Consider the following 24,400-nt stretch of genomic DNA (forward strand, 5'->3'; position numbering starts at 1 on the left):
TCAACCCCCGTGGCCGTAGGTGGCGTAGAGGCGCTGCACGACCCCCGTCATGGCCGCTTCGGCGGTGCGACCGGGATGGTTCGTGAGCACGGCGAGGGCGAGATCGTCCTCGCAATTCGGGTCGGTCGCGGCATCGTCGACACCGCCGGCCCCGGCGCAAGAGAGCGCGACGGGGACCGACCACGCGGCGCTGCGCGGATCCGGCGCGGGCGCTCTCACCGGCGGGCCGCCGTCGAGGGGCCGTGCGCGGCCGCCAGCACGGCGTCGATGATCGCCTCGTAGCCGGTGCACCGGCACAGGTTGCCCGAGATCGCCTCCACCACTTCCTCGCGCGTCGGCCGTGGATTGCGCTTCAGGAGCGCGGAGGCCGACATCAGCATCCCGTCCGTGCAATAGCCGCACTGGGCGGCGAAATTGTCCATGAACGCCTTCTGCAGCGCGGTGAGGCGGCCGTCTCCCAAACCGGCGACCGTGTCGATCGCGCGGCCGTTCACCGTCTCGGCCAGCGTCAGGCAGGCGAGTTGCGGCGCCCCGTCGACGAGCACCGTGCAGGCGCCGCAGGTCCCCTGCCCGCAGCCATATTTGGGCGTCAGGTCGCCGGCGGTGCGGCGCAGCATGTCGAGGAGGTTCTGGCCGTCGTCGACGAAGACGGCGCGCTCGTCGCCGTTGTGGGTGAACGCGATCGGGGTCTTGGCCATCAGCGGGCCTCCAGCAGGCGCTTCAGGTGAACGCCGGCGACCTCGCGCCGGTACCAGGCGGTGGCGAGGCCGTCGTCGGACGGGTCGAGCCCTTCGGCGGCCTGCGAGGCGGCGCGGGCGATGGCGTCACGATCGCCGGCGCGGCCGGAGAGCGCCCGCTCGGCGGCGACCGCGCGCATCGGGTGCGGCCCCATGCCGTTGAAGACGATGCGTGCCTCGCCCGAGCCGCGCGGTATCGATGCCGAGATCGACATCAGCGCGACGCCCTTGGGCTTCACCCGGCTCACCTTGACGAACTTCAGCTCCCCCTGCGGGCGCGGGAAGATCACCGCGGCGACCAGGGCGCGGCTCCCGCCCCCCTTCACCAGCTCCTCCACCGGGGTGCGGCTGCCGCCCACCATCTCGGCCTGCGCCCCCAGCGCGACGAGCGCGCCGGCGAGGTCGCCGTAGGGTGCGGGGGCGAAGAGGTTGCCGGCGACCGTCGCCACCTGGCGCACCTGCGGGCCGCCGATGACGCGGGCCACCGGGGCGAGGAAGCCGAGGTCGCGGTGGGCCACGATCTGCGCCATCGTCACCCCGCCACCGAGCCGCACGTCGCTGCCGACGGCGATGTCGCCATAGGCGCGATCGGTGATGCGGATGAGGCGGTCGAACGTGACGTCCCCCTCGTTCACGGCGCGCATGACGAGGGTGCCGCCGGAATAGACGCGCGCGCCGCGATGTTCGGCGAACGCCCGGCCCGCCTCGCTGAGCGAGTCGTAGGTGGCAACGCTTACCGGCATCTCGTCCTCCCCATGCAGGCGCCCGATGCGGACCGGCGCCCTTTTTCATTCCGTGGGCGCTCGGAACGGCGCCCTTTTCCCGTGGTCCGGACCGTCATGTCGCCGCCCGTTGCGGATCGCTCCGCCCCGCACGGCCACGGGTCACGACCCACGCTCGCCGACATAGGCCCGCACGGCGTTCATGCCGGCGAGGTAGATGTCGTTCGTCACCGTGGTCTTCAGCTCGGTCTCGCGGCCTTTCGGCGTGTCGAACCGCGACTCCCAGTGCCAGAAGGTCATGTCGCCGTCCGTCACCGGCAGCAGCCGGCAGTGGGCGACATAGTTCAGGAGCGGCACCGGCGTGTCGAGCAGGCAGTAGCTCATGGTCATCTCGGCGTCGTCCAGCGCCAGTAGCTGCTCGCGCAGCTCGGAGCCGTCGGCGAGATGGAAGCGCCGCACACCGCCGACCTTGTCCGTCGGCGCGCCGCGCTCCATCACCGAGTCGGCGACGGCGGGATGCCAGCGGTCGTGGCCGTTGAAGTCGCGCACGACCTCCCACACCGCCTCGACCGGCGCGTCGATGATGGTGGAGGTGACGATCTTGACCATCGTCAGCCGTCCTTCGTCGCGACGAGGGTGGCGAAGGGCATGAAGCCGTACATCGTGCCCGCGTCGGAGCGGCGCTCGTATTCGGCGACCAGCGCGTCGGCGAACGGCTGGCCGATCAGTCCCTGCGCCACCATCACCGAGTTGGCCATGCGAAGCTGCCCCACGCCCGCGCCGTGGCCCCGGTCCAGCCGGTTGGCGAGGCTGAAGTGGGCGACCGTCAGCCCTGCCGCGGCCGCGAGTGCCGGGAGCTTGGCGACGAGGTAGGGGTCGGTGACGTAGTTCTCCACGAACACCCTGGAGCAGGCGCCCAGCGGATCGCCCTCGAACGCGGCCATGGTGAGCTTGGAGAAGTCCGCATCGCACACCACCAGCGCGCCGCCGGGCCGCAGGATGCGCACCGCCTCGGCCACCAGCGGCGCCGGATCGGGCACATGGGTGAGCACCGTATGGAGGAGCGCGACGTCGGCGCTGCCGTCCGGCTCGGCGAGCGATCGGCCATCGCCCACGGCGAAGCTGAGGTTGGGACCCGGCTGGCTCTCGGCCACGGCGATGAACTGCGGCGAGGGGTCGACCCCGTGCACCTCCGCCTGCGGGAAACGCGCGGCGATGCGCCGGGCGACCGCTCCGGTGCCGGCGCCGATCTCGACGATGCGGCGCGGCGCGTGTGCGGCGAGAAGCTCCAGGTAGGCATCGACGATCGGGACCATTGCCGGGTCGACGCCGCGCGCCTCCAGCGTGTCGATCATGATGGCGACGAGAGCGTCGTCCGCGGCGGCGGGGTCGGAGAAGGGATCGGGCATCGGCGCACTCCGCGAGTTGTGTCGGGCGGCCGCGAGCCCCAGCGGGTCACGGCCGGCGCCACGGTGAACCGACGGGGCGGCGCCTGTCGCCCCCTTCGCCGCGGCGGGTCTCACTGGTTGTCCCGCCGCCAGCGCTGGCAGGCGCGCGTGTCCGCTTCCGCCCCGCCGGCGTTGCACTCGCACGGCAAGCCGTCGCGGTCCCGGTCGAGCCCGCCGCAGCCCACCGTCGTCCCGAACGTGGCGAGGCAGTAGGCGGCCGCGTCCCGGTAGGAGGGAAAGTGCTTGCAATAGCGCGGGCCGCCCGGCGGCGCGTCCGGCGTCAGACGATAGGGCGCCAGCGTCTGGGCCGCCGACGGCACGGCGGGCCCCGCCGCGATCGCCACCAACGTGGCTGCTAGGAGGGCCCGCATGCGCCATCGGATCACCGGGTGAAGTGGCGCTTCAGGGCGTCGAAACCGCCCTGGAAGACGTTGCCGCCGACGCCGGCGACGAGATCGTCCGCGTCCGCCTCCGCGCACACGAAGTCGGCCGACCACTCGGCGAAGGTGCGGTCGCCGTCGGTAATCGGGGTGATGCGCAGCGTCGCGACGTAGTCGGTCAGCGGCATCGGGCTTTCGAGGATCGCGTAGGTGCAGAACATGTCGTAGTCGGAGAGGCCGAGCAGCTTCTCGCGCAGGGCATCGCCGTTCTGCAGGCGGAAGGCGCGCACGCAGCCGATCTTGTCGGACGGCAGGCCGTCCTCGATGCGGCTCTCGCGGATGCGCGGATGCCAGCGCGGCAGGGCGTTGAAGTCCCGCACCCGCGCCCAGACTTCGGACGCAGGCGCGTTGATCACCGTCGAGACGTAGACACGTGGCACGTTACGAGCCCTTCGTTTCTTTGGTCGCCCCGCCGGCGCTCTTGCTCTCGGCTTTCTCGCCGCCCGAGCCGGACTTGCCACCGCCCGAGCCGCCGCCCGAGCCGCCGTTCTCGCGGGCGATGCGCTGCATGTCGGACGCCTCGCGGATCAGGCCCGGCATCTTGGAGAGCGAGCCGCCCTCGATGCCGATGTCGGCGAGCAGGCTGTCGACCAGCGGCGCCTGCATGCGGTAGCGCAGCGCCGAGTTGATGACCTCGTCCGTCGCGTTCTGCCGGCCTTCGCCGCCGTAGCCCCCGTTGTGCGCCCCGTCGAGCTGGACGATGCGGATGTCGGAGATCTTCTCCATCGGCTTGACGGACGCGGCGACGATCCCCTCGATCCGCTCCAGCAGGCGGCGACGGAAGACCGACACGCGCGCCGAATCGGAGAGGACGTTCTCGGCTTCGTTGATGAGCTTTTGCGCCTCCGCCTCGACCGCGGTGCGCAGCTTCTCCGCGTCGGCGGCGTGGCGCGCCTCCTCGGCGGCCTTCTCGGCCATCAGCACGTCGATGGTCTTGCGGCGCTGCGCCTCCTCGGTTTCGCGCACGGTCTTGACGCGCTCCTCGGCCTCGGCCGCGCGGGCGCGCTCGGTGTCGGCGGAGATGCGCGCCGCGCTCTCCTCCAGCGACTTGGCGTAGAGCGTGATGGCCTTCTCCATCTGCGCCAGCTCCACCTCACGCTCGCGCGCGACCTCGCGGCGACGGCGCTCCGTCTCGTGGCCGATGCGCGCCTCGTCGAGGCCCCGCTCGGAGGCGATGCGGGCGCGCTCGATGTCCTCCGTCGAGGCGATCTCGGCTTCGCGCAGCGCCTGGACGCGGGCGATCTCGAGCTGCTCGTTGGCGCGGCGACGCTCCAGCTTGGCCGCGTCGAGCACCCGCTCGCGCTCGATGCCGACCTTCTCCACGTCGCGGCCGGCCTCGATCTCGGCGCGCTTCACGCGGGCGTCCGCCGCGGCACGCTCGGTCCGCTTGGCGGCCAGCTCGATGATGCGGGCCTCTTCGGCCTCCTCCACCGCACGCTTGCGGTCGATATCGGAGACCTCGCGCTCCTGGCTGGCGGCGATGCGCTCCATCTCCAGGCCCAGCTCCATGTCGATGCGCTGGCGTTCGATGGCGTCGCGGCGGCGGATGTCGGCGGCGTCGACCGCGCCCTCGCGGCTGATCTCCCGCTCGCGGCTGTCCTGCTCGGCGGCGATGCGCTCGGCGCGCAGGATCTTCTCCACCGCGATGCGCGCGGCCTCGGTGCGCTCTTCCGACTGCGTCTCGTTGAGGGCGACCTCCTCGCGGGCGGTGATACGGGCCTCGTCGATCTTGGCGTCGGTGGTGATGCGCGCCTGCTCGACGGCCTGGCGGGCGGTGATGTCCGCCTCGTCGACCACGCGGGCGCGGGCGATCTCGCGCTCGCGCACGTCCTGCTCCATGGCGATGCGCTCGGCGGCGACGGCCTTCTCGCGGGCGATGCGCGCGGCCTCGATCGCCCGGCTCATCGCGATTTCGGCGGCCTCGATGGCCTCCTGGCGCGCGATCTCCAACTCACGCACGCGGCGGTCGGTGGCGATGCGCTCCTCGCTGGTGGCCGCGGCCTCGGCGATACGCATCTTCTCGGTCGCCTCGCGGGCCTCGATCTCGGCCTCCTCGACGGCGCGCGAGCGGGCGATCTCGCGCCGGCGGGTCTCTTCCTCGGACGCGATGCGCGCGTCGACGATGGCCTGGTCCTGCAGGATGCGCGCCTTCTCGGTCTCCTCGCGGGCGGCGATCTCGGCCGCCTCGAGGGTCTTCTGGCGGGCGATCTCGCGGGCGCGGACAGCCTCCTCGCTGGCGATGCGAGCCTCGGCGACGGCGCGCTCCTGCTCGGCGCGGGCGCGGTCGGTCGCCTCGCGGGCGGCGATCTCGGTCTCGTCGATCAGGCGGCGGCGGGCGATCTCGCGCGCCTCGACGTCCTGCTCGTTGGTGATGCGCGCCTCGGAGACGGCCCGCTCCTGCTCGATGCGGGCGGTGTCGGTCTCGCGCCGGGCGGAGATCTCGGCCGCATCCAGCGCGCGCTGACGGTCGATCTCGCGCTGGCGGATCTCACGCTCGGATTGGATGCGGACCTCGGCGATCGACTGGTCGTTGGCGATCCGCGCCAGCTCGATGTTCTCGCGCGCGGTGATCTCGGCGCGCTCGGCGTCGGTCTGCCGCTCGGCCCGCTCGCGGGCGATCTCGGCGCGCTGCTGGGCGCGGCGGAACTCGATCTCGCGTTCCTGGTCGAGGCGCGCCTGCTCGGAGTCGCGCTCGATCATGAGCGCGTCCTTCTCGGCCTCCAGGTTGCGGGTGCGGATGCGCGTCATCGAGGCCTGCTCGATCTCGTTGCGCAAGGTGCGCCGCTCTTCGATCTCGCGGATCAGCGCCGTCAGGCCTTCGGCGTCGAAGCGGTTGGAGGGGTTGAAGAATTCGAGCGCGGTCTGGTCGATGTCCTTGATGGCGACCGATTCCAGCTCCAGGCCGTTCTGCTCCAGCGCCTCCTGCGCCAGCTCCTTGACGCGCTTGACGTAGGTGCCGCGCTGCTCGTGGATGTCGCCCATCGGCATCTCGGCCGCGGCGATCCGCAGCGCCGATTCGAACTTGCCGGCAAGCAGCGGGTGGAGCCGCTCGGGGTCCATCGTGCGCCGGCCGAGCGTCGATGCCGCGCGCGACACCGCGTCGTGCTCCGGCCGGACGCGGACGTAGAATTCGGCCTCCACGTCGACGCGCATGCGGTCCTTGGTGATGAGGGCATGCTCGCGCTCGCGGGTCACGTCGAGCGGGAGGGTGTGCATCGCGACGGGGGTGATGTCGTGGATGATGGGCCAGACGAAGGCGCCCCCGTCGATCACCACCTTTTCGCCCAGGAAGCCGGTCCGGACGAACGCGTGTTCCTTGGTGGACCGACGGTACAGCCAGTTCATCACCCAGTAGACGACGAAGATGACGATGACCGCCAGGACGAGCCACAAGATGAGCTCGCCGATGAGTTCCCCTGTCATGGTGCGCGTCGCTCCCGGTTCGTGTTTTGCCGGTATGGTGACGCGCTTTGCGCCGCAGCGCGTTGCGGTGGGTCTGATTTTGGAGCGGCGACGAACCGGCCGGGGCCGCGTACGCCAGGGGGGCGGTCAGCCGCGGGCGGCGTCGGCCTCGGCGACGGCACGCACGAAGGCGGCGAGTTTGGCGGCGTCGAGCGCCGGACCCGACCGCACGCCGCTGAAGAGGTCGACGCCGTAGGGGCGTACGGCCGCGATCGCGGCGGCGACGTTGTGCGCGTCGAGGCCGCCGGCGAGGTAGACCGGGCGGGGCGACGCGGCCACGCACTGCGCGCTGATCGTCCAGTCGTGCGTGGTGCCGGTGCCGCCGAGCGCGTCGGGATCGGTGCTGGGGCGGCCGGAATCGAGCACCAGAGCATCGACGTGCGGCGCGTAGCCGGCGACGAGGTCGACCGCCTCCGGCCCCTCCACGTGGACCGCCTGAAGGCGCTTCACATCCGGCAGGAGGACGGCGAGGCGGGCCGATTCGGCGGGATCGATATGGGCGACGATCTGCACCGCCGACGGGCGCGTCGCGCGCACGTGGTCGGCGATCGCGGCGGCGGTGCGCCGGGCGGTGAGGAGCACGCTTTCCACCGCGACGCTCGCCGCCAGAGCGCGGATTTTCCCGTCCGGCAGCGTCCCCCGCCCCATCGGCATCTCCGACACGAAGCCCAGCGCGTCCGCCCCGGCGGCGACCGCCAGACGTGCCTCCTCGGCCGAGCCGATGCCGCAGATTTTGATCCGGGTGCGCATGGCGCACGAGTAGTGCGCGCCGCTCCCCCCGGCAAGCGGGCCGCCAGGCTCAGGCGACGGAGGACTTGAAGGCGCGCACCTGCGCCGTCAGCGAGCGCTCGGTCGGCAGCCGCTCCATCGACGATGCGCCGTAGAAGCCGTGACAGTTGCGGGAATTGGCGAGGACGTAGGTCGCATCCTTCGGCTCGGCGATCGGGCCGCCGTGGACGAGCACCAGGATGTCGGGATTGACGTCGAGCGCGGCGGCGGCCCAGGCGTCGGCCCGCGCCGGGCAGTCCTCCAGGCGCACCGCCGTCTCGGCGCCGATGGTGCCGCCGGTCGTCAGGCCGAAGTGGGCGACGATGATGTCGGCCCCCGCGCCGGCCATCGCCGCCGCCTCCGCCTCGCTGAAGACGTACGGCGTCGTCAGGAGGTCCCGCTCGCGCGCCAGGCGGATCATCTCCACCTCCAGCGCGTAACCCATGCCGGTCTCCTCTAGGCCCTTGCGGTAGGTGCCGTCGATCAGGCCCACGGTGGGGAAGTTCTGCACCCCGGAAAAGCCGATGCGCTTCACCTCGTCGAGGAAGACGTCCATCCGGCGGAACGGGTCGGTGCCGCACACGCCCGCCAATACCGGCGTGTGGCGCACCACCGGCAGCACCTCGCGCGCCATGTCCATGACGATGGCGTTGGCGTCGCCATAGGGCATCATCCCTGCGAGCGAGCCGCGGCCGGCCATGCGGAAGCGGCCGGAATTGTAGATGACGATGAGGTCGATCCCGCCGGCCTCCTCGCACTTGGCCGAGAGCCCGGTGCCGGCCCCGCCGCCGACGATGGGCACGCCGCGGCGCTTCATGTCCTGGAAGCGGGCGACGAGTTCGGCGCGAGGCGGCACGCTCACGAGGCGCGCCGCTTGCGATCGCCGCCCGAAAGCGCGCGGAAGGCGGCGACGACCGCGGCCGCGAAGGCCGGATCGTTGATGTGATGGGGCACGCGCTCGATGCGGCGTGAGGCGGTCTGGCGCACGGTGCCCTCCAGGGCGTCGAAGAGGGCGCGGTCGGCGGCGGGGTCCCAGAAGGGCTCGCCCGGCGCGTCGATCGCGGAGATGCCGCCCTCGGGGATGAGGAGATGGGCGATGTCCATCCGGTTCAGCCGCTCGCCGATCCAGCGGCCGATGCGCCCGTTCTCCTCGGGCGTCGTGCGCATCAGCGTGATCTGCGGGTTATGGCGGTGCAGGCGGCGGCCGGCGAAGCGCTCCGGCACGGTCTCCGGCGGGCCGAAATTCACCATGTCCAGCGCGCCGACCGAGCCGACCCACGGCACCTTGCGCCGGATCACGGCCCCGAACCGGTCGTCCGTGGCGGCGAGGCTGCCGCCGCACAGCATGTCGGCGACCTCGGTCGTGGTCAGGTCGATGACGGCTTTGACGAGACCCTGGTCGACCAGCGCCTCCATCGCCTGCCCGCCGGTGCCGGTGGCATGGAAGACGAGGCACTCGTGGTCGCGCTTGAGCGCGTCGGTCATCAGCCGTACGCACGCGGTGGTGACGCCGAACATGGTGATCGCCACGGGCGGCAGGCCGGCGGGGATCGCGGTGCGGCTCTCCACCATGCCGGCCATCGCGTTGGCGGCGTTGGCGAGGACGCGCCGGGTGATGGCGTTGAGGCCGGCGATGTCGGCCACCGCGTGCATGATCGTGATGTCGGACGCGCCGACATATTGGGCGATGTTGCCCGAGGCCATGGTCGAGACGATGAGCTTCGGCACGCCCACCGGAAGGCGGCGCATCGCCGGGGCGACCATCGCCGTGCCACCCGACCCGCCGGCCGAGACGATGCCGGCGATGCCCGACTGCCGGGCGATCCACCGCTCGAAGGCGAGCGTCATGCCGGCCACCGCCTCGCCCCGGTCGGACACGAAGACGCCGGACGCGCCGCGCGGATGGAAGGCGGCGATCTGGTGCGCCGGAATCTCGGCGCCGGAATGGGCGGGCGCGGTGGAGAGGTCGGCCAGGCGCACCGGGTGGCCGCGGGCGCGGATGACGTCGCGGATGAAGCGCAGTTCCTCGCCCTTGGTGTCGAGCGTGCCGGCGACGATGACGACCTCTTCGCCAGGCCCCGCCAGCGGGCGCAGCTCCTCCTCCACCGTGGAGCGGGCCGAGCTGGTCGACTGCGTGCGGGCGGCCTGCTCGAGGACGCGCACCGGGACGGGCTTGGACCAGCGCGTCGGCACCACCGGGTTCGAGACATAGACCTTGGCCACGCCCGGCGCCGCCGGGGCGGCTGCTTCGGCGGGGGCGGCGTCGGGCTGCGGCGTCTCGTCCTGGGCGTGACGGCCGACGCCGAGGAGGCGCTGCTGCAGCTCCCGGTCGGCGGCGAGCTGGCCGGCGTCGAGCACCCGGTCGACCCGCCCGTTGACCATGATGGCGACGTTCGGCGCCACCTCGCACGCGACGCCGATGTTCTGCTCGATGACGAGGACGTCGACCCCCTCCTCCGCGAGCTTGTGCAGCATGTCTTCGACATGGGCGACGATGACGGGGGCAAGGCCCTCCGTCGGCTCGTCCATCACCAGCAGGCGCGGGTTGAGGAGCAGCGCGCGGGAGATCGCCAGCATCTGGCTTTCGCCGCCCGAGAGCTGGCCGCCCCCGTTGTTCTTGCGCTCCGCCAGGCGCGGGAACGTCGCGTAGACGCGCTCCGGCGACCACGCGCCGCCGGGCTTGGCCATGAGGCGCAGGTGCTCGTCGACGGTGAGCGAGCGCCACAGCCGCCGCCCCTGCGGCACGTAGCCGACGCCCATGCGCGCGATCTCGGTCGACGTGCGCCCGCGGATCTCCTCCCCGGCGAGGCGGATCGAGCCCGACGACGGCACCATTCCCATGATCGCCTTGCACAGGGTGGTCTTGCCCATCCCGTTGCGCCCGACGACCGACAGCACCCCCGACGCGAGCGTGACGTCCACCCCCTGCAACGCGTGCGAGGCGCCATAGTAGACGTTGAGGCCCCTGACCTCGAGGATGGGAGGACCGGCTTTAGGCGCCATCGGCGACCCCCTGGTCAGTGGCCGCCATGGCCGCCTCCGAGGTAGAGTTCCTGGACCTCCGGATCGTCCTCGATCTCGTGAGGGAGCCCTTCTTTGAAGATGCGGCCGTTGTGCATCATCGTCACCCGCTCGGCAACGCGCAGGGCGACGTCCATGTCGTGCTCGATGATCATGTAGCCGATGTGATCCGGCAGGCCGGTCAGGATTTCGATCAGCTCGCGCCGCTCGGTGGGCGAGAGGCCGGCGGCCGGCTCGTCGAAGAGGACGAAGCGCGGCGCACCGGCGAGCGCCAGGGCGATTTCGAGCTGCCGCTGCTGGCCGTAGGCGAGGTTGGCGACCTGCGTGTCACGCACGTGGCTCAGGTGCACGGCGTCGACGAGGTCGCGCGCGGAGGCGAGCAGCGGGTCGCCGCGGCGCGGCCGCAGCAGCGAGAAGCGCCCGCGCGAGACGCCGCGGCACGCGAGGTAGACGTTGTCGATCACCGTGAGGCCGGTGAAGAGCAGCGAGATCTGGTAGGTGCGCCGCAGTCCGCGGCGGATCCGCTCGTAGGGCGGAAAGGCGGTCACGTCCTCGCCGAAGAGGCGGATCGTACCGCCCGACGGAGCGAAATCGCCGGTGATGCAGTTGAACAGCGTCGTCTTGCCGGCGCCGTTGGAGCCCAGCACCGCGCGCCGCTCGCCGGGGCGCACGGTCATCGTGATGTCGGTCAGGGCCGCCAGCGCGCCGAAGAGCCGCGAGACGCCGCGCAGCTCCAGCGCGTTGGCGGTGCCGGTGGTCGAGAGGCGCTGCGCTACGGTCTCAGCCATCGGCCTCTCCGGTCAGAGGATCGCGCCGGGACCGCTCGCGCACCCGCTTCCAGATGCCGAGGAGCCCGTCGGACGAGAAGAACACCACGACGAGGAAGCCGAGGCCGATGAGCAGCTGGAAGCGCTCCCCCGCGAGGCCGACGGAGACCAGGAGGTCGAGCGCGAAGGTTCGCAGGAGCACGTAGAGCAGTGCTCCCAGGAACGGGCCGATGGGGTGCGCCAGCCCGCCGACGACGGCGATGATGAGGATGTCGATCGCCGGCCCCACCCCGATCGTGCCGGGCGACACCTGCCCGTTGAGCCACACCAGCAGCACCCCCGCGACACCGGCGATGAGGCTGGCGAAGGCATAGGCGGCGATGCGGTGCGCGGTGACGTTGAAGCCCAGCGCCGCCATGCGCCGCGGGTTGTCGCGCACCCCCTGCAACGCCAGCCCGAACGGCGAGCGCTTGACGTAGACGACCGCGAAGTAGCTCGCCACCGCACACACGAGGCTCATGTAGTAGAACGGCACCGGAGCGCGCCAGTTGACGCCCCAGAACACCGGCGCGGCCACCTGGTTGATGCCGGAGAAGCCGTTGAACAGGCCGTAGTTCTGGCGCACCAGGTAGAACATCGCCGCCGCGATCGCGAGCGTGATCATGATGGTGTAGATGCCCTCGGTACGCACCGCGAGGGCGCCGGAGAGCGTTCCGAACAGCGTCGCGATGCCGATCGCCACCGGCACCGCCAGCCACAAGGGCCAGCCCAGCGAGATCGTGTCCACCGCCGAAGTGCCGAAGATCGCGACCATATAGGCCGCGACGCCGGCCACTGTCATTTGCACGAGGCTCACCATGTTGCCGTAGCCGGCGAGGAACATCAGCGACAGCGCGACCATGCCGAGGATGAACGACCAGGCGAGAAGCTGCGACAGCACGAAGCCGGACGCGACGACCGGCATGAAGAGCAGGACCAGGCCGACGATCCAATAGGGCACCGGGATTCCGGTGAGCTGCCACCAGCGCCGCTCGGCACGAGGCGGCGTCCCGGAGGGTGTCTCGGAGGGCGCGTCGACGACGGCCATCAGCGGCGCACTGCGACGAGGCCCTGCGGGCGGAAGGCCAGGACGACGACCATGATGAGGAAGGTCAGAACCACCGCATAGGTGGGCGCATAGACCGAGCCGAACTGCTCGGCGAGGCCGATGAGGAGCGCCCCCAGCGCCGCCCCCGGAATGGAGCCCATGCCGCCGACGATGACCACCACCAGCGAGGCGAGGAGGAAGCGCGTGTCCTCCCCCGGCGCCATCGACTGGAAGGTGCCGCCGATCACCCCGGCGATCCCCGCCAGGCCCGCGCCGAAGGCGAACACCAGGACGAAGACCCGTTGAATGCGCACGCCGGTCGCCGAGAGCATGTCGCGGTCGTCGACCCCGGCGCGCACCAGCATGCCGATGCGCGTGCGGTTGAGCGCCAGCCACATGCCGATGCCGATGGCGATCGCCGCCAGCAGGATGGCGAGCCGCACCACCGGATAGGTCAGGTAGATGTACTCGCCCGAGCGGCGGCTGATGCCGGTGATGAGCGGCAGGTCGATCGGCCCTGAGAGCCAGTCCGGCGGCAGGATCTGATAGAAGTCGCCGCCCCAGATCCACATCATCAGGTCGGCGATGACGATGGAGATGCCGATGGTGACGAGGGTCTGCTTGAGGTCGTCCCCCTCCATGCGGCGGAAGACGGCGACCTGCAACACGATGCCGATCGCCCCCACCACGATGAACGCCACGACGAAGGCCGACAGCCACCACCCGGTCGCCTCCGCCGCTTCGTAGCCGAGGTAGCCGCCCAGCATGTAGAGCGAGCCGTGGGCGAGGTTCACGTTCTTCATCAGCCCGAAGATGAGCGTGAAGCCGGAGGCGACGAGGAAGTAGAGCGCGCCCAACGTGATGCCGTTGAAGAAGGCATTCAAAAAGATCTTCTTGCGGCCGATCGCATCCTCCAGGGCCTCCGGCCACGGCGCGAAGACCGCCCACAGCAACACCGCCACCGCCAGCACGATGACGGCGGTCCGGATGGGGTAGCGTTCGGCGAAGCGAACCAACGGGGCGCCTCCAAGATTGCTGCGCCGGCCGATCTGACCGGGTGAGCAGCTTAAGTTTGGGGCCCGTTTGCCACCGTACCCCAAAGTCTCTTGTTTTCAGCGGCCTCGCTCGGCCGGCTTACGCCGCGGCGGACACCATCGAGCAGCGCCGGAAGTCCGTCGGCGCGATGCCGACATTGTTGGAGAAGAAGCGCGTGAAACTCGCCTGGCTCGCGAAGCCGAGGTCGAGGCCGATGGAGGTGACCGCATCGCTCGACCACACCAGGCGGTCGATCGAGCGCTCCAGGCGCAACGTGTTGAGGTACATGTTGGGCGTCACGCCGAGGTTCTGGCGGAACAGCTTGTAGAAGTGCGGGCGCGACATGCCCGCGTCGCGCGCGATGCGGTCCAGCGCACACACGTCGGCGACGCGCTCGTTCATCAGCGCCAGCGCGTTGCGGATGCGAAAGTCGCGCACGCTGGGGGCCGGGCCCAAACCGGCGGCGATCCCGCCGAAGCGCGGCATCCAGGTCCGGTCGAACGCGGCGCGGGTCAGCCCCGTCACCTCGGCGAGCGCCGTGGACTGGTGGCCGGAGGCGAGGATCTCGGCGATGCGCTCCACGCGGCCGCGCATCTCGGCATCGAGCTTCAGCGTCGGCGCGCCGAAGCGCATGGCCTGGTTCATCGCCCGCGACAGTTCCTCGAACCACCGCGGCTTGATGTAGAGCGTGAGGAACAGGGCGCCCTCGCCGAAGTCGCCCGGCTGGAAGTCGTGCGGCTGCCATGGGCTGATGGCGATGCTCTGGCCGGGGTGAACCACGTGGCGCACCCCGTCGACCGCGACACTGCCGGCCGCCCCACGGACAAGGAAAATCAGGTGCCCTTCGCGATGCGCATGCGGCGCCAGCGGCCGGTTCAGCCGATAGAGCGCCGCACGACCGAAGGCACCATGAAACACGGCGATAGCCGTACTCATTACCACCCTCCCTAATTTTCGGAGCATTTTTTGCTCTCTCTAATTCTGATTAGGTCAGCAGTTTCCGGCGCTGTAAAGCCGGCATGCAATCAAACGTTTGCCATCATGGCCGGGGGTTCGCGTCGGGATCGACGTTCGGACGCTTGCCGTGGAGCAGTTGAGTGCTCAATTTGCCACTCGACAGTCGGACCCATCCGGGCCGATCCCAGACTCCGAGTGACGAGGACATCCGATGGAGCTTACCGGCGAACACCGCATCCCCGCCCCCAGGCAGGTCGTCTGGGAAGCGCTGCACGACCCCGAGATCCTGCGCGCGTGCATCACCGGGTGCCAGTCGCTCGAGATGGCCGACGACGGCACGATGAAAGCCAAGGTGACGGCCAAGGTCGGCCCGGTGAAGGCGACGTTCGACGCGGACGTGGAGATCGTCAACGAGAACGCCCCGGTCGGCTACACGCTGCAGGGCGAGGGCAAAGGCGGCGTCGCCGGCTTCGCCAAAGGCAAGGCTGACGTGACCCTCGCCGAGGACGGGGCGGACACGATCCTGACCTATGCCGCCGAGGCCAAGATCGGCGGCAAACTGGCTCAGCTCGGCTCGCGCCTGGTGGATTCGACCGCCAAGAAGTACGCGTCCGACTTCTTCTCGTGCCTGTCCGAGAAGGTCGGCGCCGGGGCGGCGGCCGAGAGCGGTGCCGATGCGACGGACGCCGGCGCCGAGCCGGTGATGCCGAGCGCCGCGCCCGCCCCGGCCGAGGCACCGGTGCCCGGCGCGACGCCGGCGGCGGCCCCGATCGCGCCGACGTCCGCGCCGGAAGTCGCCCAGATGGAAGCCGCCGCGGCGCAGGGGCAGAACTCGAACTTCCTGTGGGCCGCGGTGATCCTCGCCGCCGTGGTCGTCGGCGCCCTCGCCTACTTCTACGCCTGACCCGGCGGGCGCCGACGAAGCGGGCCGCCCTTCGGGGCGACCCGCGGAGCGCTCACGGGCGCTCCAGCATCAGCGCGATGCCCTGGCCGACGCCGATGCACATGGTGCAGACGGCCCGCTTCGCCCCCCGCTCGCGCATCTCGATCGCCGCCGTCAGCGCCAGCCGCGCGCCCGACATGCCGAGCGGGTGGCCGAGCGCGATCGCCCCGCCGTTGGGGTTCACGTGCTCCGCGTCGTCCGGCAGCCCGAGCTGGCGCAACGTCGCCAGCGCCTGCGCCGCGAACGCCTCGTTCAGCTCGATCACGTCGACGTCCGAAATCTTCAGGCCCTTGCGCTCCAGGAGCTTGGCCGTCGCCGGCGCGGGGCCGATGCCCATGATGCGCGGCGGCACGCCCGCCGTCGCCGTGCCGGTGATCCGCGCGATCGGCGTCAGCCCGTAGCGCTCGGCCGCCGCGGGCGAGGCGACGAGGAGCGCCGCCGCCCCGTCGTTGACGCCGGACGCGTTGCCGGCGGTCACCGTGCCGCCGTCGCGGAACGGCGTCGGCAGCTTGGCGAGCTTCTCGGCCGAGGTCTCGCGCGGGTGCTCGTCGTCCGCCACGACGATCGGATCGCCCTTGCGCTGGCGGACCTCGACCGGGACGATCTCCTTGGCGAGCCGGCCGGATGCGCGCGCCGCGATGGCCCGCGCCTGCGAGCGGGCGGCGAACGCGTCCTGATCCTCGCGGCTCACCTGGAACTCCTCGGCGACGTTCTCGGCCGTCTCGGGCATCGAATCGATGCCGTACCGCTTCTGCATCGCCTTGTTGACGAAGCGCCAGCCGATGGTCGTGTCGTAGATCTCGGCGTTGCGGGAGAACGGCGTCTCGGCCTTGCCCATCACGAACGGCGCGCGCGACATGCTCTCGACCCCGCCGGCGATCGCCACCTCCGCGTCGCCCGCCTGGACGAGCCGCGCCGCGGTCCCCAGCGCGTCGAGCCCCGAGCCGCACAGGCGGTTGATCGTGGCGCCGGAGACGGTGTCCGGCAGGCCCGCCAGCAGCACCGCCATGCGCGCCACGTTGCGGTTGTCCTCCCCCGCCTGGTTGGCGCAGCCGACGACGACGTCGTCCACCGCGGCCGGGTCGAGCCCCGGCACCCGCGCCATCAGCGCGCCGATCACGTGGGCGAGCATGTCGTCCGGCCGTACGGAGCTGAGCGCCCCGCCATAGCGCCCGATGGGGGTCCGAACGCCCTCGCACAGCAGCGCATGGGTCATAGTCGACGTCCTTGTCGTTCTTGGTCGGGGGCGAAGGTAGCAGCCGTTCCGCGCCGCGAAAACGTCTTTCGCGCGGCCTACGGCTCCTCGGAGATCTTGCGCGGGCGGATCTTCGCGAGCGCCGCCACCGCCGGCGCCGCGACGATCACCAGGACCATGCGCGCCAGGTGGTGCGTTACGACGTAGCCGAGGTCGGCGCCGGCGACGATGGCGATGATCGCCATCTCCGCCTGCCCGCCCGGCGCGAAGGCGAGGAACGCGTCGACCGCCGGCGCCAGCCCGGTCAGCACCACCACCTCGGTGAAGGCGGCAGCCAGGACCGCGAGGAGGAGGACGAACGCCATGCCGACGATCACGATGTGCCGCAGCTCCTTGAGCGTGACGCCGACGTAGTAGACGCCGACCGACATGCCGATGAGGAACTGCGATGCGAGCACCGCCTCGCGCGGCGGCCGGTCGACCAGGATGCCGGTGAGCGACAGCACCGCCGCCACCACCATCGGCCCGATGATCGCCGCGCCGAAGAGGCCGATGCGCTCGCCCCCCTTCCAGCCGACGAGGGCCGCCGCGATCATGATGAGGATCTCGCTCACCGGCAGGTCCGCCGCCCGTGCGCCGACCGGGTTCACGAACGCGATGCCGTAGTAGTTGATGAGCAGGAACGGGGCGACGGTGACGATGGTGAGCACGCGCGTCGCCTGCACCAGCGACAGTGCGCGCACGTTGGCGCCGGCCACCTCGCCGAAGACGATCATGTCCTGCATGCCGCCGGGCATGGCGCTGTAGTAGGAGGTCGGCAGGTCGAACTTGGCGACGTGGCGGAAGTACGGGACGCCGATCGCGCCGATCAGGAAGACGTAGAGCGGCACCAGCGCCAGCGACGCCGCCATCGACGGCAGCCGGTCGACCACCTCCGGGGTGATCGAGGCGCCGACCGCGAGGCCCAGCACCGTGCGCGCCGCGACGCCGAGCTGCCCCGCGCCCTGCATGCGCGCCCCCAGGAGCGCGGCGACGAGGCAGGCGCACATCGGCCCGAACAGGAACGGCAGCGGCAGCCCGAGCGCCCAGAAGAGACCCGCGCCGACCGCGGCGACGGCGAGCGTGACGAAACGGGCGCGCGTGAAATACGCCATCAGGCAGATCGGTCCTAAGGACGACGGCTTCGGCGGCGCCGGTCGCGGGAGGGGGGTCCCGCCCTGCCCCGGCGAGGCCGTCGCAGGGTGGGGATACCCCGTGCTATCACGTGGGCGCCCGCGGCGCGACCTCTTCGCCCTCGCCGGCCGTGGCGACCACGACCTCGGCCTGCACTGCGGTCACCTCGCCGCGCCGACGGCTGGAGCGCGCAATCTGCCGGGACAGCAGCACGACCGGGATCAGCCCCACCGCGACGATCATCAGCGACGGGACCGACGCTTCGGCGAGCCGCTCGTCGGAGGCGAGGCGGTTGGCGCGGATCGCCAGCGTGTCGAAGTTGAAGGGGCGCAGGATGAGGGTCGCCGGCAGCTCCTTCATGATGTCCACGAAGGTGATGAGGAAGGCCGTCAGCAGCCCGCCCGACAAGAGCGGCGCGTGGATCCGGAAGAATGTGCGCCCCTGCCCCGCCCCCAGCGTGCGCGAGGCCGAATCGAGCGAGGGCGAGATCCGCGCCATCCCCGCCTCCACCCCGTTGAGCGACACCGCGAGGAACCGCACCACGTAGGCGAAGACGACCGCGGCGATGGTCCCCGTCAGGAGCAGGCCGGTGCCGACGCCGAACGTCGCCGTCATCAATTTGTGCAGCCACCGGTCGAATGCGCCGAAGGGGATCAGGAGCCCCACCGCGATCACCGCACCGGGCACCGCGTAGCCGAACGTCGCGAGTTGGCCGAGCGCCTGCGTCATCCGCCCGGCCGACAGGCGACGCGCGTAGGCGATCACCACCGCGACGCTCACCGTCGCGACGCCGCCCACGAAGGCGAGCGTCAGCGAGTTGGAGATGAGCCGCGTGGTGCGCGCGTCGAGCCAGGCGACGTCGAGCGAGACGCCGAGCCATACCAGCGTCAGGCCCGGCACCAGGAAGCCGAACGCCACCGGCAGCGTACAGGCGGCGATCGCCAGGCCCGCGCGCCAGCCCGATAGCGGCAGGCCCCGGAACGGGCGACCCGCCTCCGAGAACCGCCGTCCCCGCCGCCCCAGCCGCTCCAGCGCGATGACGAGCAGCACCAGGGTCACCAAGGCGAGCGCCAGCTGCACCGCCGCCGTCCGATCCCCCAGCGAGAACCAGGTGCGGTAGATCGCGGTGGTGAAGGTCTGCACGCCGAAGTAGGAGACCGCGCCATAGTCGGCCAGCGTCTCCATGCACACCAGCGCCAGTCCGGCGACGATCGCCGGCCGGGCCAGCGGCACCGCCACGCCGATGAACGCCCGCCACGGCGACCGCCCCATGATCCGCGCCGACTCGAACGCCGTCGACGACTGCTGCAGGAATGCCGTGCGCGCCATGAGGTAGACGTACGGGAAGAGGACCATCGAGATGACGAACGCCGCCCCGCCGAGGCTGCGGATGTCGGGGAACCAGTAGGCGTGCGGGCCCCAGCCGGTGGCGTCGCGCAGCGCGGTCTGCACCGGACCGGGGTGGGACAGGAGATAGGTGTAGGCGTAGGCGCTGACGTAGGCGGGCATGGCCAGCGGCAGCACCAGGGCCCAGGCGAACACCTCCCGCCCCGGAAAGCGGCACATGGTGACGAGCCACGCCGCGCTGACCCCGGCCGTCGAGGCCAGGACCGCGACGATGACGACGAGGGTGACGGTGTTGAAGATGTACTGCGGCAGGACGGTCGCCGCGTAGTGGGCGACGGCGTCGGTGCTGCCGGCGAAGGCCGAGACGACGAGCGCACCGAGCGGCAGCAGCGTCGCCACGCACAGGACACCCGCCACACCGACGAGAACGGACGTGCCTGTACCGCGCGCGCCTCTCACCGGACCCTCCGCCCTCACAGGGCCCCGGCCCCGTACCGCATGAGCCCCGATCCATACTGGACCGGCGCGCGATTTGCCAAGGCGGCGAGCCAGCCGCGGCCGTCCGGCTCGGGCCGGGGCCGCGTTGGGCTGGGCGGCACGGCGGCCGCCGGGCGCGCTGGACCGGGCGGCGCTGCGGCCGCGGGGCGCGGTAAGCCGGGCGGCGCTGCGGCCGCGGGGCGCGGTAAGCCGGGCGGCGCTGCGGCCGCGGGGCGCGGTAAGCCGGGCGGCGCTTCGGCCGCCCGGTGGAGCTTTCAGATCGACTTGACGAGGCGCAGGGCGTCGTAGATCGCCGCGTGGATGTTGCGGCTCGCCACCGCATCGCCGACGCGCCACAGCGTGTAGCGGCCCTCGGCGTTGCGGGCCACCGTCTGCGCGGTGCCCGCGATCGCCTCGTCGAGGTCGATCTCGCCGTAATTGGTCGACCCGTCCTTGAGGTCGAAATAGAGCTGCTCGAGCGGCTGCGTGCCGTTCTCGATCACGACCTGGTCGGCCTCACGCGTGACCTCCCGCTCCCCGTACTCGTCCCAGAAGACGGCGGTGAGGCGGTTCCCGGCGCGGCGCAGCCCGGTCAGCTTCAGGTTCAGCGAAGTCTCGACACCATGATCCGAGAAAGCCTTGAAATAAGGAGGGAAGGAGGTGCCTCCGACCTCCGGACCCAAGGTTCTCTCCGGGGTGACAATACGTACGGATGAACCGCTACGGGCGAGAAATTCGGCCGTCGTGAGGCCAGGGTGTGCGCCATTGTCATCATATAGGATTACCTCCTTTGCCGGTTTGGTCGCACCGGACAGAACATCCCAGGATGAAGTCGCAAGATCCTCTCCCTCCTCGAGGAAGGAGAAGTCGGGCATTCCCCCGGTGGCGACCACCACCACGTCAGGGCTCTCCGACACGACGTCGTCGTGCTCGGCCCAGCTATTGTAACGAAACTCGACACCCATTCGTTCGCACTCGGAGACCCGCCAATCGACGATTCCGAGGATTTCTTTCCTGCGTTGCAGGCCCGCCGTCAGCCGGACCTGCCCACCGGGCTGATCCTGCGCCTCGAACACGACCACATCGTGTCCCCGCTCGGCAGCGACTCGTGCAGCTTCCAGGCCACCCGGCCCCGCGCCGATGACCACCACTTTCTTCTTGGCGCCCGCGGTCGGGTCCGCGTGGTGCGGCATCTTCGCCTCGCGGCCCGTCGCCGCGTTGTGCACGCAGGACGCCTCGCCGGCGTAGATGGAATCGATGCAGTAGCCCATGCCGACGCACGGGCGGATCCGCTCCTCGATGCCGGCCTTGATCTTCTCGACGATGTGCGGGTCGGCGATGTGCGCCCGCGTCATTCCCACGAGGTCGAGCTTGCCGGATTCGATCGCATGCCGCGCCGTCGCGACGTCCTGGATGCGGGCCGCGTGCATGATGGTGACCTTGCGGGTCGCCTTCTTCACCTCGCCCGCGAAGTCGAGATGCGGAGCCGAGCGGGCACCCATGCCGGGGATGACCTTGGCGAGGCCGGCCTCCGTGTCGAGGTGGCCGCGGATGACGTTGATGAAGTCGATCAGGCCGGAGTCGGTGTAGGTCCGCGCGATCGTTAGCCCCTCGTCGCGGGAGATGCCGTTCTTGACGTCCTCGTCGCACACCAGGCGCAGGCCGAGGATCATCTCCGGGCCGACGCGATCGCGGATCGCCTGCAGCACCTCGAAGCCGAAGCGCATGCGGTTTTCGAGGCTGCCGCCGTAGGCGTCGTCGCGCTTGTTGGTGAGGGGCGACAGGAACTGGTCGAAGAGGTGGCCGTAGGCGGTGATCTCGATCCCGTCGAGCCCGGCGGCCTGCACCTTCTCGGCACCGTCGGCGTAGGCTTTCAGGACGCGGGCGATGTCCCAGTCCTCCATCGCCTTGGGGTAGCCGCGGTGGGCCGCCTCGCGCACCGAGGACGGGGCGATCAGCGGCAGCCAGTTGCCGCGCGACCAGTAGGAGCGCCGGCCGAGGTGGGTGATCTGGATCATGACCGCGGTGCCGTAGCCGTGGCTCTCGTCCGCCAGCTCGGCGAGCCAGCGCACCGCCTCGTCCCGCCACAGCTCTATGTTGCCGAAGGACTGCGGCGAATCGGGCGCGACGCACGTCGACCCGCCGATCATCGTCAGGCCGATGCCGCCCTTCGCCTTCTCGGTATGGTAGAGGCGGTAGCGCTCCTTGGGCAGTCCGCCTTCGGTGTAGGCCGGCTCGTGCGCGGTCGAGATGATGCGGTTCTTCAGCGTCACGTTCTTGAACGTGTACGGGTCTAGAAGCGGGTCGGCACGCTTCAACATGACGATTTCCCTCGCGAGCAGCGCATCGCTCAGCGGTCCAGAACTATATCAGACAGAGGGCGGCTTGAGCAGGGCAGGATGAAGCCCCGCGCCACCTCTCGATCGCGGATTCCGCCGCCGTGGTTCATGTCCACGGAGCCGGAGGTCTTCATGCACTTGCACGTCCCGCACACGCCCTTGGCGCAGGACGAGGGCATCGGCACCCCGGCGAGCCGGGCGGCCTGGAGAATGGTGAGGTTCTCCGGGCAATCGAACGTCTTGCCGGACTTGGCGAAGGTGATGCGGTGCAGCGGCCCGTCCGCCGGCACCTCGACCTCGACCTCGCCGAAGTCGAACGATTCCTCGAAATAGCGGTTCGGCGCGACGCCGAGTGCCAGGCACGCCTCGCGCATCGCCGCCATGAACCCCTCCGGTCCGCAGCACAGCACCGTGCGCGAGGCGAGGTCCGAGACGAGCCGGCCGAGCACGCCCGTGTCGAGCCGCCCTCGCTCGCCCGCCCACGTGCCGTTGGCGCGGCTGGCGACGGTGAGTAGACGCAGCCGCGGCAGCCGGCGCGCGAAGGCCGCCAGGTCGTCCCGCGCGATGAGGTCGTGCTCGGTCCGGGCCGCGTGGAGGAACGTCGCGTCGAGGTCGATCCCGAGGTCCGCCGCGGTTCGGATCACCGACAGCATCGGCGTCACCCCGCTGCCGGCGGACAGGAGCAGATACTTCTCGTCCACCGCCGCGGGACCGAACTGGCCGGACGGACCGAACACCTCGATCGAGGTGCCCGGGGTCAGCGTCGCATGAAGGTGGCCCGAGAGAACGCCGCCCGGCTTCTTCTTGACCGTGATCGTCGCCGTGCGCTCGCCCGCCGCCGAAGACGACAGCGTGTAGCACCGCTCCACCGGCTCCCCGTCAGGCCCCGGCACGCGCAGCGTGATGAACTGGCCGGGACTATAGGCGATGCGGCCCCCGTCTTCGGGGGCCAGCAGGAAGGAGCGCACGTCGTGGGTCTCGTCCCACGCGGCGAGACACCGCATCCGGGCCCATCGGTCGGTACGCCACTCGGCCCGCGTGGCTGGCAGGACGAAGGACCTCAAACCCCGTAACCGCTCGCCTGCATGCGCTCGATGTACCAGGTGCACCAGTCGTCCAGCGTGCGCTCGGTGAAGCGCGAATAGGGGCCGGGGCGATAGCCGGCGGACATCGCGCCCTCGTGGGCGATCTTCACGAGGGCGGCATCCTCGCGGTTGGTGTCGGTCCAGACCGAGATGAGGTTGGCGAGGTCGTAGTCCTCCCCCTCCTCGGCGTCCTTGTGGACGAGCCACTTGGTCCGCACCAGCGTCTTGTCCGTCCCCAGCGGCAGCACCATGAAGACGACCGCATGGTCGCCCATGAAGTGGTTCCAGCCGTTGACGGTCCACAGGTGCATGTCGCCGGTGCCGGTGGCGACCGCCTCCGACAGCGGGACGCGCACGGCGGCACGGGTGTCGAGCGTCTGCGATTCGCCGGCGCCGGCGATGATCAGCCGCTGCGAGCGGAACTGCGTCGCGTGGCCGGCGACGTGATCGATCGCCTCGGACGGCAGCCCGCAGGCCTCCCACTGCGCGGTGCGCTCGGCGTAGGTGGCGGCCAGATGCTCGGCGTCGGCGCGTTCGTCGTCCGAAAGGTCGGTCGGGTCGAAGCCGAAGTCGGACGAGTGGAACGAGAGGGCGAGCTCGGGATGGTTGCCGGCGCAGTGGTAGCACTCACGATTGTTCTCCATCGTGAGCTTCCAGTTGCCGTCCTCGACGATGTCCGTCTCGTAGGCGATCTTGGTGTTGGCGAGGTCGTAGGGCGCGATGCGCGGGGTCATCGCGGCGACGAAATCGTCCATGTCCTGCGGCGGGTCGTTGGACAGGCACACGTAGATGATGCCGGCCACGTTGCGCAGGTGAATCGGTTGCAGGTGATGAAGCGCCTTGTCGAAGTCGAGGCCCATGTGCGGGGCGCCGGTCAGCTCGCCCGTCAGCTCGTAGGTCCACTGGTGATAGGGGCACACCAGCTTGCCGACGATTGCCCGGCCCGACGGCACGATCTTCGCCCCGCGGTGACTGCACGTGTTGTGAAAGGCCCGGATTTCGCCCGCGTCGTCACGCACCAGGACGATCGGTGTGGGGCCGATGTCCACGGCGTAGACGTCGCCCGGCTCGGGCACGTCCGCCTCGACGCCGACGACGATCCAGTGGCGGTGGAAGACGACGTCGACGTCGGCCTCGAAGGCCGCGGTGCCGGTGTACAGCGCGGCGGGCAGCGAATACCCCGGACGCCGCGCGGCGATCAGCGTCCCAAGGTCATCGACGGCGGGGTCTACTGCCCGCCATTGACGCACGACTTGCTGCATTAACAAGCACCTTCGAATATTCTTGCTGGTCCATGTCCAGCGCCGAGCCTGGAAGTATTTTGGCTCGACAAACGCCATCCGCAATCCGATAAAAACTCGTCCGACTCATGATGTGGGGTTATGGGTCTCGACGGG

General features: G+C 70.7%; 22 protein-coding genes. 1 reads left to right on the top strand and 21 read right to left on the bottom strand.

Features of this window, described 5'->3' with window-relative positions; genetic code table 11:
• The 15 genes from MRB58_RS01790 to MRB58_RS01860 form a co-directional block, all read right to left on the bottom strand.
• Complete coding sequence (locus MRB58_RS01790; RefSeq protein WP_244779931.1) at positions 1-219, bottom strand: hypothetical protein; 219 nt, start codon at positions 217-219, stop codon at positions 1-3.
• Entirely contained in the window at positions 216-698 is a 483-nt protein-coding gene (locus MRB58_RS01795; protein ID WP_244779932.1) for a (2Fe-2S)-binding protein, read from the bottom strand. The genes MRB58_RS01790 and MRB58_RS01795 overlap by 4 nt, the downstream gene beginning before the upstream one ends.
• The gene (locus MRB58_RS01800) at positions 698-1,480 is read right to left on the bottom strand and encodes a xanthine dehydrogenase family protein subunit M (RefSeq protein ID WP_244779933.1); all 783 of its coding nucleotides are present in this window, start codon (positions 1,478-1,480) and stop codon (positions 698-700) included. Before MRB58_RS01800 ends, MRB58_RS01795 begins: the two co-directional genes overlap by 1 nt.
• A gap of 141 nt (positions 1,481-1,621) precedes the next feature.
• Entirely contained in the window at positions 1,622-2,068 is a 447-nt protein-coding gene (locus MRB58_RS01805) for an SRPBCC family protein (RefSeq protein ID WP_244779934.1), read from the bottom strand.
• Positions 2,069-2,070: 2 nt separating this feature from the next.
• Positions 2,071-2,868: a trans-aconitate 2-methyltransferase gene (locus tag MRB58_RS01810; protein WP_244779935.1), complete on the bottom strand. Its 798-nt coding sequence runs from the start codon at positions 2,866-2,868 to the stop codon at positions 2,071-2,073.
• 110 nt (positions 2,869-2,978) lie between these two features.
• Positions 2,979-3,278 (bottom strand): hypothetical protein, encoded by a 300-nt coding sequence (locus MRB58_RS01815; RefSeq protein WP_244779936.1) that lies wholly within the window; start codon positions 3,276-3,278, stop codon positions 2,979-2,981.
• A gap of 11 nt (positions 3,279-3,289) precedes the next feature.
• Positions 3,290-3,727 carry an SRPBCC family protein gene (locus tag MRB58_RS01820; protein ID WP_244779937.1) on the bottom strand — a complete coding sequence of 146 codons (438 nt, stop codon included), beginning with the start codon at positions 3,725-3,727 and terminating at the stop codon, positions 3,290-3,292.
• Between the two features lies 1 nt (position 3,728).
• Complete coding sequence (locus tag MRB58_RS01825; protein WP_244779938.1) at positions 3,729-6,770, bottom strand: flotillin family protein; 3,042 nt, start codon at positions 6,768-6,770, stop codon at positions 3,729-3,731.
• Between the two features lie 126 nt (positions 6,771-6,896).
• Positions 6,897-7,559 carry a phosphoribosylanthranilate isomerase gene (locus tag MRB58_RS01830; protein ID WP_244779939.1) on the bottom strand — a complete coding sequence of 221 codons (663 nt, stop codon included), beginning with the start codon at positions 7,557-7,559 and terminating at the stop codon, positions 6,897-6,899.
• 49 nt (positions 7,560-7,608) lie between these two features.
• On the bottom strand, positions 7,609-8,439 hold the full coding sequence (locus tag MRB58_RS01835; RefSeq protein WP_244779940.1) for a phosphoenolpyruvate hydrolase family protein: 831 nt from the start codon (positions 8,437-8,439) through the stop codon (positions 7,609-7,611).
• A complete protein-coding gene (locus MRB58_RS01840) occupies positions 8,436-10,580 on the bottom strand; it encodes an ABC transporter permease (RefSeq protein ID WP_244779941.1) in 2,145 nt (714 codons plus the stop codon). The genes MRB58_RS01835 and MRB58_RS01840 overlap by 4 nt, the downstream gene beginning before the upstream one ends.
• Before the next feature lie 14 nt (positions 10,581-10,594).
• Complete coding sequence (locus MRB58_RS01845) at positions 10,595-11,386, bottom strand: ABC transporter ATP-binding protein (protein ID WP_244779942.1); 792 nt, start codon at positions 11,384-11,386, stop codon at positions 10,595-10,597.
• Complete coding sequence (locus MRB58_RS01850; RefSeq protein ID WP_244779943.1) at positions 11,379-12,452, bottom strand: branched-chain amino acid ABC transporter permease; 1,074 nt, start codon at positions 12,450-12,452, stop codon at positions 11,379-11,381. Before MRB58_RS01850 ends, MRB58_RS01845 begins: the two co-directional genes overlap by 8 nt.
• Positions 12,452-13,468: a branched-chain amino acid ABC transporter permease gene (locus MRB58_RS01855; protein ID WP_244779944.1), complete on the bottom strand. Its 1,017-nt coding sequence runs from the start codon at positions 13,466-13,468 to the stop codon at positions 12,452-12,454. Before MRB58_RS01855 ends, MRB58_RS01850 begins: the two co-directional genes overlap by 1 nt.
• Positions 13,469-13,586: 118 nt before the next feature.
• Positions 13,587-14,423, bottom strand: coding sequence for an AraC family transcriptional regulator (locus MRB58_RS01860; protein WP_244779945.1), 837 nt, complete (start codon positions 14,421-14,423; stop codon positions 13,587-13,589).
• 232 nt (positions 14,424-14,655) lie between these two features.
• Here MRB58_RS01860 and MRB58_RS01865 point away from each other — a divergent pair, with 232 nt between their 5' ends.
• Positions 14,656-15,348: a CoxG family protein gene (locus tag MRB58_RS01865; RefSeq protein WP_244779946.1), complete on the top strand. Its 693-nt coding sequence runs from the start codon at positions 14,656-14,658 to the stop codon at positions 15,346-15,348.
• Between the two features lie 52 nt (positions 15,349-15,400).
• Here the strand turns inward: MRB58_RS01865 and pcaF are convergent, their stop codons facing one another.
• From pcaF to MRB58_RS01895, 6 genes are all read right to left on the bottom strand, one after another.
• Complete coding sequence (pcaF, locus tag MRB58_RS01870) at positions 15,401-16,603, bottom strand: 3-oxoadipyl-CoA thiolase (protein ID WP_244779947.1); 1,203 nt, start codon at positions 16,601-16,603, stop codon at positions 15,401-15,403.
• A gap of 77 nt (positions 16,604-16,680) precedes the next feature.
• Positions 16,681-17,736, bottom strand: a complete 1,056-nt coding sequence (locus MRB58_RS01875) for an AbrB family transcriptional regulator (protein ID WP_244779948.1) — start codon at positions 17,734-17,736, stop codon at positions 16,681-16,683.
• 106 nt (positions 17,737-17,842) lie between these two features.
• Positions 17,843-19,561: an iron ABC transporter permease gene (locus MRB58_RS01880; protein ID WP_244779949.1), complete on the bottom strand. Its 1,719-nt coding sequence runs from the start codon at positions 19,559-19,561 to the stop codon at positions 17,843-17,845.
• 293 nt (positions 19,562-19,854) lie between these two features.
• On the bottom strand, positions 19,855-21,900 hold the full coding sequence (locus tag MRB58_RS01885; RefSeq protein WP_244779950.1) for an NADH:flavin oxidoreductase: 2,046 nt from the start codon (positions 21,898-21,900) through the stop codon (positions 19,855-19,857).
• Between the two features lie 29 nt (positions 21,901-21,929).
• Positions 21,930-22,922, bottom strand: coding sequence for a hybrid-cluster NAD(P)-dependent oxidoreductase (locus MRB58_RS01890; protein WP_244779951.1), 993 nt, complete (start codon positions 22,920-22,922; stop codon positions 21,930-21,932).
• A gap of 56 nt (positions 22,923-22,978) precedes the next feature.
• Positions 22,979-24,265, bottom strand: a complete 1,287-nt coding sequence (locus MRB58_RS01895) for an SRPBCC family protein (protein ID WP_244779952.1) — start codon at positions 24,263-24,265, stop codon at positions 22,979-22,981.
• Between the last annotated feature and the right edge of the window lie 135 nt (positions 24,266-24,400).

Origin of the sequence: Acuticoccus sp. I52.16.1, assembly GCF_022865125.1 — a bacterium.
In the GTDB taxonomy this organism is placed as follows: Bacteria; Pseudomonadota; Alphaproteobacteria; order Rhizobiales; family Amorphaceae; genus Acuticoccus.